Source organism: Streptomyces sp. NPDC033180 (assembly GCF_055577645.1).
In genome coordinates this window covers 123,355-135,281 of record NZ_JBVIPU010000019.1, presented here as the reverse complement: position 1 = coordinate 135,281, position 11,927 = coordinate 123,355, and the positions used below count along the sequence as shown (strand labels likewise).

Genomic DNA, 11,927 nt, shown 5'->3' with positions numbered 1-11,927 from the left:
GCGGGAGCCGGGCCCGGGCATGAGGGCGCAGCCGGCTGGATCAGCGCAGACCGGCGAAGAGATCGTTCTCGGGTACGGCCGCGCCGGTGGCGTCTTGGACCCGTAGGAAGGTCTCCATGCCCATCAACTCGCCGAACCTCTCCTTGCCCATCTTGAGGAAGAAGATGTTCTCGCCCTGACTGGCGTGCGCGGCCAGAGCGTCGAACTTCTGGCCGCTGAACGCGGTGGTGTCCACCCACGTGGTGATCTCATCGTCGGGCAGGCCGATCTCGGCCATCGCGGCGGCCTCGGCAGGATCCGGCTCCGGCATGTCCTCATGAAACTCGCGCATGGTCTCCCCGAACCGCTGCATCATCGAGCGGGGCATCGTCGTCCAGTACACCTTCGGCGTCAGTTCGGTCATCTCCAGCGCCGCCATCGTGATGCGGTGGGCCTGGATGTGGTCGGGGTGGCCGTAGAAGCCGTTCTCGTCGTAAGTGACGACCACATCGGGTCGGTAGTGCCCCATGAGTTCGGCGAGCCGGGCGGCGCCTTTCTCCACGGGGGTCTGCCAGAAGGATCCGGGGGCGTCGTTGCTCGGCCAGCCCGCCATCCCGGAGTCGGCGTAGTCCAGCAGCTCCAGATCGCTGATCTTCAGGACGCCGCAGCTCGCCTCGAGCTCTTGGCGACGCATGAGGGCGACGGCGGCCGGATCGTGCCCGGGTTCGCCCGGCTTGACACCTCCCGGCCCGTCACCGCAACCGCCGTCGGTACACGTCACGAGAACCGTTCGGATGCCTTCCGCCGCGTACCGCGCGAGGATCCCTCCGGTTCCGGTGGCCTCGTCGTCGGGATGGGCGTGTACTGCCATGAGCGTCAAAGGCCGGTCAGTCATGAAACAGTCCTCCTGCGGAAAGGTACGTCTGGGTAGCAGTGCGCGGCGGGCGTACCGCGGTCCTGGGCCCGAATCCTGGTGGGGAACACAACCTTGTGGGCTCCGCTGCCCCGCCGTGGAGTGTCGGTGCCTCCGTCGATGCAACACCCCTGGCCGGACCAGCTGTTCCCGGTGCGGCCGCTCGGTCTTCCAGGCATCGGGAGACCGGCGCTCTGTCTCAGTGGAATGGCTCGGCAAACGGTGCCTGTTGTTCTGTTTCTGCGAGCTGGCACGATGAGCCCCCATGGATGATCGAGAAGCTGTCGAAGCCCAGGCTCTCCGTGTGGTCGCCGAGCTCTTTCCGCAGGCCCTGGGCGCCGTGCTCGGAGGCTCCGCTGCTCAAGGTCGCGCCACCCCGACCAGCGATCTGGATGTGGCCGTTCTCCTGCCGGACTCGGACACGAGCCGCCGGGAGGTGATCCGTCACGATGGCCGCATCGTCGAGCTGTTCCTGAACACTGTTGCGGACGTGCCGGAGTTCTTCGCCTGGGACCGGGCCCGGCGCCGCGGCACCGTCCTCTTCGTCTATGACCAAGGTCTGGTCCTGGCTGATCCGCACGGACACGTGGCCCGAGCCCGCCGGCTGGCTCGACGTGTGCTCGCCTCCGGTCCTCCTCCGCTCACCGCATCCGAATGGGAACACGGTCGCTACGCTCTCACCTGCTTCCTGGACGACCTGATCGACACCCCACCGAACAACCGGTACGAACAGCTTTCCCTCGCTGACCAGGTGCTGCACAAGGCGGCTGACCTGGTCACCGCCCATCACAACGCCTGGACGGGCATCGGCAAATGGCTTCCCCGCCGGTTGCTGAGCGCGGATCCCGCTCTGGGCGAAGCCCTGCTGGACGGCCACCGGGTCGTGGCCGAGCAGGCCGACCCGCTGCCTTTGGCCACTGCGGTGGAGAGGGCCCTCGACTTGTTCGGCGGACCGTTGATGGAGGGATACGCACACCGCTGGCGGGCGTGAGCTGTCGTCAACGTGCGGTTGGACGCAATCGAGGGACGGTGTCGGCCGGGGCCATGCGGCGCAGGAGAAAACCGGCGGTCAGGGCCATGACGAACATGAGCACCGCGTACACCGCCGACGGGATGGCCATCCGAGTGCTGTCGAGGAGCGAGGGGCTGAGGGCGATCGCCATCGACAGCGTGGTGTTGTGCATGCCGATCTCGAAGCAGGTGGCGACGGACTGCCGGTGGTCGCCGCGGGCCAGCCGGGTCGCGCCGTAGCCGACGGTGAGGGAGATCGCGCCGAAGAGGAAGACGACGAGGCCGACGTCGGCGAGATAGCCGAGTACGTTCTCTCGCTCGGCGGCGACCGCGACGATGATGATGCCGACCAGCGCGGCCACCGCCGTCACCTTGACCAGCCGGGTGGAGCGCTCGGCGAAGTCCGGACGGCGGTGGCGTACGAGCATCCCGGCCGCAACAGGCACCAGCACGACGAGGAAGACCTGCAGAGTCTTGTCGAAGCGCAGCCCCAGCGCCTCGTCCGTGCTGCTCATGAGGTGGTCGAGGGAGAGATTCACGACGAGCGGCAGCGTGACGACGGCGATGACCGAGTTGATGGCGGTCAGGGTGACGTTGAGGGCGACGTCGCCGCCGAAGAGATGGCTGAAGATGTTCGCCATGGTCCCGCCGGGAGAGGCCGCGAGCAGCATCATTCCGACGGCGAGCGCGGGGCTCAGGTCGAAGGCGAGCACCAGGCCCAGGCAGACGGCGGGCAGTAGCACCAGCTGGCAGACCAGGGCGACGGCCACAGCCCGCGGATACGCCGCGATCCTGCGGAAGTCGGCCACGGTCAGCCCAAGTCCGAGACCGAACATGATCACGGCGAGGACAGCGGGGAGCAGATAGGTGGTCAGCGGCGAGTCCACGGAAACAGACTCCGGGAGGCCGCTCGAAAAGTACACGACTCTGCCGAACAACTCCCACGCAGACCGCAACTCCCCTGTCCTGGGCAACCCGTTTCATTCGCGTGGCGGCCGCCGGTGCGGCTCGGAACGGTTAAAGAACATCCCATGGAAGAAAACGCGGCCGACCATTGCGTGCGTGTCCGGGGCGCCAACGAGCACAACCTGCGAAACATGGACGTGGACATTCCGCGGAACGCGATGGTCGCCTTCACCGGTGTCTCCGGCTCGGGAAAGTCCTCGCTCGCCTTCGGCACCCTCTACGCCGAGGCCCAGCGCCGGTACTTCGAGTCCGTCGCGCCCTACGCGCGCCGGCTGCTGCAGCAAGTGGGTGCGCCACACGTGCAGGAGATCACCGGGCTGCCGCCCGCCGTGGCGCTGCAGCAACGCCGTGGGGCCCCCAGTTCGCGGTCCACGGTCGGCACACTCACCACGCTGTCCAACCTGCTGCGCATCCTCTACTCCCGGGCCGGGACCTATCCACCGCAAGCCGACCGGCTGGAGGCCGAGGCGTTCTCGCCCAACACGTCGGCCGGCGCCTGCCCCGAGTGCCACGGCCTCGGCGCCGTGCACGACGTCACCGAGCAACTGCTCGTCCCGGACCCGTCGCTGAGCATCCGTGACGGCGCGATCGCCGCTTGGCCCGGCGCCTGGCAGGGCGCCAACCTGCGCAGCATCGTGCACGCTCTCGGCATCGACATCGACAGACCGTGGCGCAGGCTCAGGAAGAAGGACAGGCAGTGGCTGCTCTACACCGACGAGCAGCCGTCCGTGCTGGTCGAGCCGGAGCCCGGACGCGTCGACTACGGCTACTACGGCACGTTCTGGAGCGCCCGCAAACACGTCATGCACGTCCTCGCCGACTCCAAGAGCCAGCGGATGCGCGACCGTGCGATGCGGTTCGTCCAAGGTGTGCGCTGCCCCGAATGCGAGGGCAGCGGCTTGCGGGCCCAAGCGCTCGCGGTCACCTTCGCAGGACACTCCATCGCCGAGGTCAACGCTCTGCCGCTCGCCGAGGTCGTCGACCTGTTGCGGCCCGTCGCGGAACTGCCGGAGTCCTCGGCCGCCACCTCGACCGCCCGGTCCGGGGAGAGCACCGAGGCCGCGGTACGGATCTGTGCCGACGTGGTCGCACGCGTCGAGGTGCTGCTCGGCCTCGGGCTCGGCTACCTCAGCCTGGGCCGCCGCTCGACGACGCTCTCCCCCGGCGAGGCACAGCGCCTGCGGATCGCCACACAGCTGCGCTCGGGGCTGTTCGGCGTCGTCTATGTACTCGACGAGCCGTCAGCGGGCCTGCATCCCGCTGACGCGGAGCCGCTGCTCGACGTCCTGGACCGGCTGAAGGCCGCGGGCAACTCGCTGTTCGTCGTGGAGCACGACATGGACGTCGTACGGCGTGCGGACTGGGTCGTCGACATCGGACCCGGCGCCGGTGAGGCGGGTGGACGGGTGCTGTACAGCGGTCCGGTCGCCGGCCTCGAGAAGGTAGCGGAGTCGGCCACCAGCCGTTATCTGTTCGGACGCGCCGAGCAGATCGACCATCGGCCCCGCAGACCCCAGGGGTGGCTGCGCCTGCGCGGGGTCTCCCGGCACAACCTGCGGGACATGTCCGTGGACGTACCGCTCGGCGTGCTGACGGCGGTGACCGGCGTCTCCGGCTCCGGGAAGTCGACGCTGGTCACGCAGGTGCTCGCCGAGGTCGTGCGCAGCCATCTCGGCCTCGCGCCCGAAGAACACGATGAGCGGGGAGAACTCGGAGAGCACGACGCAGCGGAGCTCGATGTCGACGTACGGGACACGCAAGGCCTCGAGACCTTCGACCGGCTGGTGCGGGTCGACCAGCGGCCCATCGGCCGCACACCCCGCTCCAATCTGGCGACGTACACCGGGATGTTCGATGCCGTACGCAAGCTGTACGCGGCGACGGACGAGGCCCGGGCTCGCGGCTATTCGCCCGGCCGCTTCTCCTTCAATGTTCCCGAGGGGCGGTGCGAGACGTGCCAGGGCGAAGGGTTCGTCACGGTGGAGTTGCTGTTCCTGCCGGGAACCTACGCCCCGTGCCCGACGTGCCACGGCGCGCGGTACGGCGCCGAGACGCTCGAAGTGACCTACCGGGGCAAGCACATCGCGGACGTGCTGGCGATGTCCGTCGACGACGCCGCGACGTTCCTCGCCGATGTGCCCGCTGCCTCCCGAAGCCTCGAAACACTCCGGGAGGTGGGCCTGGGATATGTGCGACTCGGGCAACCGGCTACGGAACTCAGCGGCGGTGAGGCCCAGCGCATCAAGCTCGCCACCGAGCTTCAGCGGGCACGCCGCGGGCACGCGCTCTACCTGCTCGACGAGCCGACCGCGGGACTGCACCCCGCTGACATCGCCCTGCTGCTCCGCCAGCTGCACCACCTCGTCGACGCCGACAACACGGTGGTCGTGGTCGAGCACGACCTCGACACGATCGCCACCGCCGACTGGGTCATCGACCTCGGCCCGGGCGGCGGTGAGGCGGGCGGCCGGGTGATGGCGACCGGCACACCCGCCAAGGTCGCCAGATCAAAACGCAGCGCCACCGCGCCCTATCTCGCGCCGCGGCTGACGCGCTCCTGAGCGGGGGCGGCGCCAAGGCGGCCCCGAGGGGTCTCGCGGCGGGCGTCAGAGAGGCCCGCTTGTCAGACCCCGTGCGGTAGGCGAGCAGGGCCACGTGAGCGCCCCGCCGCGGCACACCGCATGGACCGCCGGAGCGCGTCGGTGGTGCCGACACGCCTGCATCAGCGGGCCGTTCGGGGGCACTCGGGCATGCACGGCACATCCCAGGACGGCAAACCTAGGTGAGTGTGATGGCATGTCATTCTCCGACCGGCCCCAGCCCCAGCCCCAGACGCCGAACGACTACACGCAGGCCCACCAGCACACGGGCACCAAGCCGAGCAACGGCATGGCGATCGCGGCGCTCGTTCTCGGCATCGTGGCGCTCCTCTTCTTCTGGACCGTCATCGGCGGCATCGTACTGGGCCTGCTGGCTTTGATCTTCGGCATCATCGGCGCACGCAGAGCACGTGGGGGACGGGCACCGTACGGCAAGATGTCCGTCATCGGCGCGGTGCTCGGCACGCTGGGGCTGATCGCGTCCGGCGTCATCCTCGCGATCGGTGCGTCGATCCTGAACTCCGACGAGTTCAAGGACTTCGACGACTGCGTCCAGCATGCCGACACGCAAAGCGAACGCGACGCCTGCGCGAAGGACTTCGACCGGGAGTTGAACGACTGACTCCCGGGAGGGGCGGAAAGGACCGGGGAGGCCCACACGGGCGGGATCGGAGGCCGCTCACGCGCCCCGATCGCCTCGGTTGCCGTCCGTCGCCGTAACCGGGTCGTCGTCGGTACGCAGGCCGGCTTCGTGCACGCGGGACAGTTCGGGCGGGGTCTCCCCCGCGGCTAGGTGTTCGAGTACCTCCGCCAGTTCCCCGCAGGCACGCTCCACCGATCGTCTGGTGGCGCGCTGTTCGGCGACCATGGCGGACAGCAGGAGCGCCGTCAGCGCGGTGGCACCGTTGAACGCCTGAAGTTTGGTCATGACCGCGACGGCCGACAGGTCGAGGAAGGCTCCTTGCTGGGTATTCGCCTCGAATGTGGTCAGCACCGACGCGAACAGCGCGCACAACATGCTCCCGGCCAGCTGAAAGCGCAAGGCCACCCAGATGAGCAGCGGGAAGACGAGGAACAGCAGGCTCAATTCGCCGAGTACCGCCACAGGTACGACGATCATGGCCGCGAGGCCCAGGAACAGCATTTCCTTCCAGCGCCTCAGCCGCAGTGGTCCGGCGGCTCCCACCAGTACGAGCAGGAGCGGAGTGACCAGCAGGACGCCCATCGCATCGCCGACCCACCAGGCCAGCCATACGGGCCAGAACTCCCCCGTGTCCAGCCCACCGGTCAGCACCTGGAGCCCGACCCCCGCCGTGGCGCTGATCAGCATGGCTCCCAGCCCCCCGAGGAAGACCAGGGCCAGGCCATCGCGCAGACGTGAGATTCCGAGCCGGAAACCGGCCCGTCGCAGCATCAGATAGGCGCAGACCGGGGCGACGGTGTTGCCGGCCACGGTGACCAGTGAGGTGAGCTGAGGGGTGGTGAGGGACGCGATGGCGAGGAAGGAACCCACGGCGATCCCGGGCCAGACCGAGACGCCGTAGACAAGCAGCGCGGCGACGGCGAGGCCGGTGGGCGGCCAGATGGGTGTGACGATCACACCTTCGACAGTGAGTCGACCGAGCAGGCCCAGACGCGCGGCTACGTAGTAGCAGGCGGCCACCGCCAGTGTCTTGAGGGCTACCTCCAAGGACAGCCGGAACCGCCGAGTCACCCACACACCAGCCATCAGACACCGGGCGGGCCACTTCGGCCACGCGAAGGCCCCTGTCCAGGTCCCATCGCGGCCACGGTCTACGGGGCGTCTACTCCCTCGCCCTCCGCCATGGGTGTGCGGTGGACGCCACTACAGGGCGCCACCGTCGTGGCCGACGACGAGGACGGCGGCATCGTCCTCATGCCCCACCGTGTCCGCCAGCCGCATGACACCGCCTACGAGGGCGTCGATGCCCAGCCCGGCCGCGGTGGTGATCTCGGCGAGGCGCATCACCCTCCGCAGGCCTTCATCCAGGCTCAGTGACGGCCCCTCCACCACTCCGTCAGTCAGCAGCACAACGACGCCATTCGTGGTCAGCCGGTGGCACACCACGGGGTACTCGGCGCCTTCGAGCACGCCGAGTGGAGGTCCGCACTCGCCCTCGTCGACACCGGACCGGCCGTCGGCCGTGGCCCAGATGTGGGGGATGTGGCCGGCGCGAGCGCACTCCAGGACGCCCGTGGCCGGATCGAGCCGGAGGAAGGTGCAGGTGGCGAAGAGGTCCGCGCCGAGAGAGACCAGGAGGTCGTTGGTACGCGTGAGCAGCTCCCCCGGGTCGCCCGTGACCGAGGCCAGAGCACGCAATCCCACCCGGACCTGTCCCATGAACGCGGCAGCCTTGATGTTGTGGCCCTGCACGTCACCGATGGACAGGCCGATACGGCCGTCGGGCATGCTGAAGGCGTCGTACCAGTCTCCCCCGACGTTGAGCCCGTGATTGGCGGGCATGTAGCCCACGGCCAGCCGGACGCCCGGAGGCTGCGGAAGGTCATGAGGCAGCATGCCGCGCTGCAGCGCCACTGCCAGCTCGACCCGAGAGCGCTGCATCTCCGAGAGCTCCCGGGCCCGGGCAGTCAGTGCCCCGAGCCTGGCAAGCAGCTCATCACCGGCGTCGGCCGCCTGCGTACGGAACATCAATCGCCCCGGTTTCGCGAGAGCACCCCGCGTCAGTTCAGCTGTCTTCCGCCACATGCCCCACTTGGCATGGCCTCGCGATCAAGTCTGCCCGCAGATGCCGACGGTCGCACCCTGTCACGTCTCCCCCGGAGACCTGTGCCGCTCCCTGAACAAGCGGTGTGGCCACCAGACGTCACACAGCCCGCTACTGGCGCCCTGGCAACCCCGCAGACCGGCCGGGCTGACGTCATACGAGCGGCACACGCCCGGTAACCAACGGCCCGGCGTCCAGATGAGCCGCGATCCGCGTGGTGGTCCCGATGTTGTCTTCGGCCAAATGCAGATGCGCCTGCATGCCCGCCGCCCGGGCAGCCTCAACATTGACCACGACATCGTCGATGAAGAGACAGCTTTCCGGCCGCACCTGCAAGCCGGCGGAGGCGGCCTCGAAAGCACGCGGATCAGGCTTCTCAACGCCGATCTCATGCGAGTAGACGATCTGTTCAACCAGTTCGTCGAAGTGGTACAGCGCCGTCTCCCGCTCCCTGGCACCGACGAAGCTGTTGCTCAGGATGCCCAGCCTGCAGCTTCCCCTCAGCCCCCGGAGACAGGCGATGAGTTCCTCGTTCGGCGTCCCCAGGTACTCCGACCACAGATCAGCCATGAAGGCCTCAACCTGAGGCCCGTCGAGACGCAAGCGCGCTGCGACCTGCTCGTGCACCTCCCGTTCGCTGATGCTCCCGACGCACCCAGCCCGCCACACGTCGCGCATCCGCACATTTACCGTTCCCGGCGGCAGCTGCAGTCGCTCTTCCCACCGTTGCACCCACCCCGTTTCCGGCGTTGTCTCCAGCACGCCGCCGATGTCGAGAATGACGCAGGTGTCGGTCACGCGAAGTCCCCTCTCCGTCCCTCTTCACTTGCGTGAGCAAGTTCCGTCGGACTGACTCGTCGCGGCGGGCGACAGGCAGGCCGCCTCGAACCCGGTGCGGACACCTGTGTCTACCAGCGCACCGGTAGTTCTCGCAGGCTTCGCATGAGACTCGTGCGCCACTGCGGTGCGCCGTCGCCGTCGAAGGCCAGGCGGGGGAAGCGGTCCAGCAGGATGCGCAGGGCCAGGGTCGCCTCCTGGCGGGCCAGCGGGGCGCCCAGGCAGTGGTGCAGGCCGTGCCCGAAGGCGGTGTGGGCCCGGGTCGCCGCCGGATCGCGGCGGATGTCGAACCGTTCGGGGTCGGGGAAACGCGCCGGGTCGCGGTTGGCGGCGGCGATGGAGAGCACGACACGCGCGCCCGCAGGTATCCGGGCGCCGCCCAGTTCGATCGGTTCCGCGGTGTAGCGGTAGGTGCCCGCCGGGGCGGGCGACTCGATACGGAGCGTCTCCTCCACGGCGCCCTTCAGCAATTCGGGGTCGGCGCGCAGGGCGGCGAGCTGCTCGGGGTGGCCGAGCAACAGATGGACGGCGCTGGCGATGAGGTTGACGGTGGTCTCGTGTCCTGCGACGAGCAGCAGGAAGGCCATGCCGAGCAGTTCCTCCGGGGTGAGCCGGTCGGCGTCGTCCCCGTCGTGGGTGCGGACCAGGGCGTGCAGCAGATCGCTTTCCGCCGCGTCCCGCAGCCGCCGCTTCTCCTCCGCGAGCCCCGCGAGGTACGCGGCCATCTCCTGCGCCGCGCGGGCGGATTGCTCCGCATCATCGAGGGCGACGACCTGGGTGGACCACGCCCGGAAGGCGGTCCGGTCCGCCTCTGGCACGCCGAGCAGCTCGCAGATGATGGTGAGCGGCAGCGGATAGGCGTAGGCCGCCACCAGGTCGGCTCGGCCGTCGGCGGCCACCGCGTCCAGGAGCGAGCCCGCCGCCTCCTCAATGCGGGGCCGCAGCGCCTGCACCCGCCGGGCGGTGAACTCGCGGGCCACCAGCGTCCGCAGGCGAGTGTGATCGGGCGGGTCGACCTGGAGCATGTTGCGGCCCACGGCGTACAGGCCGTCGTCCTCGAAGTCGGCGGAGTGCCGCACGTCATTGCGCAGCCTTGGGTCTGCGAACGCGACGCGCACTTCCTCGTGCCCGACCACCAGCCACGACTCGTCCCCGGTGGGGAAACGCACGTAGTGGACGGGCCCGCGGGAGCGCAGTGCGGCGAAGGCGGAGTACGGGTCGGCGGTGAAGTCGTCGGTGAGGTCGGCGAGTCCAACGGTGGGGCGCTGCGTACGCATGGGCTACTCCCGGACATAAGTGGGGATTGCTCCCCGTTTACGCGTCAGAGCTGACCATACACCAAGCGGGGAGCGCTCCCCGTTTCTCCGGAATCACTTCGAGGGCACGAGCTGAGGGACTTCGAATGACCCCCGACTACCCGTCAGGTCGGCGTCCCTGCGCTACTGGGCTTCGGCCGTGAGCATCCGGCATGAGGAGGTACGGCGATGCGCATCCCCGGCCCTGAACCCCGCGCGGACGGCGGGATCGACGCCGTCACGGCAGCAGGTGGGCTGCACAACTACCAGTTGCGCCTGCACGCCGAGTACGGACCCGTAGTACGGTTCCAACTGCCCGGCGCCGAAACGGCCGTATCAGTGGCCGACCCCGTGCTGTTGGAGGCCACGGCGCATATCAACAAACGCCCCGAGCAGCTCTTCGAGTTCCTGGCCCCACTGTGCGAGGCCGACAACCTTCAGGTACTCGACGCAGAGGAACACGCCCCATGGCGGCGCCTGTTGCTGTCTGTCCTGGCCGGACGCCCGGCCCACGAGCGGCACTTCGCGCAATTCACGGAGCTCGTCACGGCTCTGGCCGACAGCTGGGCCGAGCAAGAAGAGCGCCGACAACGGGGCGATCGGGAACCCGGCGAGACCAACTCGCCCACCGGGTCTGTCGCGTTGCAGAAGGACCTCACCGCGCTGACGCTCCGTATGATCTGCCAGTTCGCGCTGGGCGGCGGTATCCCGGAGCCTGACCGCGTCATCACCGCGTTCGAAGACGTGCTCACCGAATATCTCGGACGCCTCTACCAGGCGCCCGTCCGCGGCACCGAGGAGGAGCGGGCCGCGCGAGCCGACGAGGCCCTCGCCTTTCTGCGCGCCACTGTCGACAAAGTGATCGCCGCGCACGGCTCGGGCAGCCGTGCCGACAGGAGCGATCTCATCGGGGCGCTCGTCGAGGCCGGCGAGAGCCCCGCGCGCATCCGCGACACCGTCATGGTGACGATGCTGGCAGCGCACCACACCACCGGAGTCGCCGTCTCCTGGACACTGCATCTGCTGGGCCGCCACCCTGAGGTGGCGGAGCGGGTCGCGGACGAGCTGGACCACGTCCTCGGCGACCGGCCGGCACCCGACTACGCCGACCTGCGCGACCTCACCTATCTCGACATGACACTCAAGGAGTCGATGCGGCTCTACCCGCCCGGCCCGTACGGCGCGCGGGAGACGACGGAGGAACTCGTCCTGGGCGACTACGTGATCCCGGCGGGGGCTACCGTCTTCTATCCGTTCTGGGCCGTCCACATGAACCCCGACTACTGGCCCGAGCCCGAGAATTTCAGGCCCGAGCGGTTCACCGCGGACGAGGTGGCCAAGCGGCCGAGGCTGGCCTACATCCCCTTCGGACTCGGTCCCCGAAGCTGCGAGGGCGCCGCCCTCGCCATGGTCGAGGCCGAACTCGTCCTGGCCGTACTGCTCAAGCGCTTCCGCTTCAGGCCCGTGCCGGGTCATGTGGTGACGCCCATCGAACGGTTCGTCCTCTGGGCGGCGGACGACATCCGCATGACACTCCACCCACGCGCCCCGCTGCGGCGGGGCTCGCTCTGACATGCCT

10 protein-coding genes are annotated in these 11,927 nt (G+C 69.0%); 4 read left to right on the top strand and 6 right to left on the bottom strand.

Annotation, left to right across the window (positions count from 1 at the left end; all coding sequences use genetic code 11):
• Positions 1–40 precede the first annotated feature (40 nt).
• A complete protein-coding gene (locus ACZ5WE_RS35025) occupies positions 41–874 on the bottom strand; it encodes a PIG-L family deacetylase (RefSeq protein WP_467694332.1) in 834 nt (277 codons plus the stop codon).
• Between the two features lie 283 nt (positions 875–1,157).
• On the opposite strand from ACZ5WE_RS35025, the gene ACZ5WE_RS35020 reads away from it, so the two are divergent.
• Positions 1,158–1,883, top strand: a complete 726-nt coding sequence (locus tag ACZ5WE_RS35020) for a nucleotidyltransferase domain-containing protein (protein ID WP_467694334.1) — start codon at positions 1,158–1,160, stop codon at positions 1,881–1,883.
• A gap of 7 nt (positions 1,884–1,890) precedes the next feature.
• On the opposite strand, the gene ACZ5WE_RS35015 is transcribed toward ACZ5WE_RS35020, so the two are convergent.
• Positions 1,891–2,826 carry a bile acid:sodium symporter family protein gene (locus tag ACZ5WE_RS35015; protein ID WP_467694336.1) on the bottom strand — a complete coding sequence of 312 codons (936 nt, stop codon included), beginning with the start codon at positions 2,824–2,826 and terminating at the stop codon, positions 1,891–1,893.
• Positions 2,827–2,934: 108 nt separating this feature from the next.
• Between ACZ5WE_RS35015 and uvrA the strand changes: the two genes are divergently transcribed.
• Positions 2,935–5,430: an excinuclease ABC subunit UvrA gene (uvrA, locus tag ACZ5WE_RS35010; protein WP_467694338.1), complete on the top strand. Its 2,496-nt coding sequence runs from the start codon at positions 2,935–2,937 to the stop codon at positions 5,428–5,430.
• 235 nt (positions 5,431–5,665) lie between these two features.
• Entirely contained in the window at positions 5,666–6,091 is a 426-nt protein-coding gene (locus ACZ5WE_RS35005; RefSeq protein ID WP_467694339.1) for a DUF4190 domain-containing protein, read from the top strand.
• Between the two features lie 57 nt (positions 6,092–6,148).
• On the opposite strand, the gene ACZ5WE_RS35000 is transcribed toward ACZ5WE_RS35005, so the two are convergent.
• The 4 genes from ACZ5WE_RS35000 to ACZ5WE_RS34985 all read right to left on the bottom strand — a co-directional run bounded on the left by ACZ5WE_RS35000 (position 6,149) and on the right by ACZ5WE_RS34985 (position 10,330).
• Complete coding sequence (locus tag ACZ5WE_RS35000) at positions 6,149–7,198, bottom strand: MASE1 domain-containing protein (protein WP_467694341.1); 1,050 nt, start codon at positions 7,196–7,198, stop codon at positions 6,149–6,151.
• A gap of 117 nt (positions 7,199–7,315) precedes the next feature.
• Positions 7,316–8,140 carry a PP2C family protein-serine/threonine phosphatase gene (locus ACZ5WE_RS34995; RefSeq protein ID WP_467694343.1) on the bottom strand — a complete coding sequence of 275 codons (825 nt, stop codon included), beginning with the start codon at positions 8,138–8,140 and terminating at the stop codon, positions 7,316–7,318.
• Between the two features lie 229 nt (positions 8,141–8,369).
• On the bottom strand, positions 8,370–9,014 hold the full coding sequence (locus ACZ5WE_RS34990) for an HAD family hydrolase (protein ID WP_467694345.1): 645 nt from the start codon (positions 9,012–9,014) through the stop codon (positions 8,370–8,372).
• Positions 9,015–9,124: 110 nt separating this feature from the next.
• The gene (locus ACZ5WE_RS34985) at positions 9,125–10,330 is read right to left on the bottom strand and encodes a cytochrome P450 family protein (RefSeq protein ID WP_467694346.1); all 1,206 of its coding nucleotides are present in this window, start codon (positions 10,328–10,330) and stop codon (positions 9,125–9,127) included.
• A gap of 207 nt (positions 10,331–10,537) precedes the next feature.
• On the opposite strand from ACZ5WE_RS34985, the gene ACZ5WE_RS34980 reads away from it, so the two are divergent.
• A complete protein-coding gene (locus ACZ5WE_RS34980) occupies positions 10,538–11,920 on the top strand; it encodes a cytochrome P450 (protein ID WP_467694348.1) in 1,383 nt (460 codons plus the stop codon).
• Positions 11,921–11,927: the final 7 nt, after the last annotated feature.

Bases quoted from the DNA above. Each gene is read 5' to 3' on its own strand.
- ACZ5WE_RS35025 (WP_467694332.1), bottom strand. From the start codon at position 874: ATGACTGACCGGCCTTTGACGCTCATGGCAGTACACGCCCATCCCGAC.
- ACZ5WE_RS35020 (WP_467694334.1), top strand. From the start codon at position 1,158: ATGGATGATCGAGAAGCTGTCGAAGCCCAGGCTCTCCGTGTGGTCGCC.
- uvrA (WP_467694338.1), top strand. From the start codon at position 2,935: ATGGAAGAAAACGCGGCCGACCATTGCGTGCGTGTCCGGGGCGCCAAC.
- ACZ5WE_RS35005 (WP_467694339.1), top strand. From the start codon at position 5,666: ATGTCATTCTCCGACCGGCCCCAGCCCCAGCCCCAGACGCCGAACGAC.
- ACZ5WE_RS35000 (WP_467694341.1), bottom strand. From the start codon at position 7,198: ATGGCTGGTGTGTGGGTGACTCGGCGGTTCCGGCTGTCCTTGGAGGTA.
- ACZ5WE_RS34995 (WP_467694343.1), bottom strand. From the start codon at position 8,140: ATGTTCCGTACGCAGGCGGCCGACGCCGGTGATGAGCTGCTTGCCAGG.
- ACZ5WE_RS34985 (WP_467694346.1), bottom strand. From the start codon at position 10,330: ATGCGTACGCAGCGCCCCACCGTTGGACTCGCCGACCTCACCGACGAC.
- ACZ5WE_RS34980 (WP_467694348.1), top strand. From the start codon at position 10,538: ATGCGCATCCCCGGCCCTGAACCCCGCGCGGACGGCGGGATCGACGCC.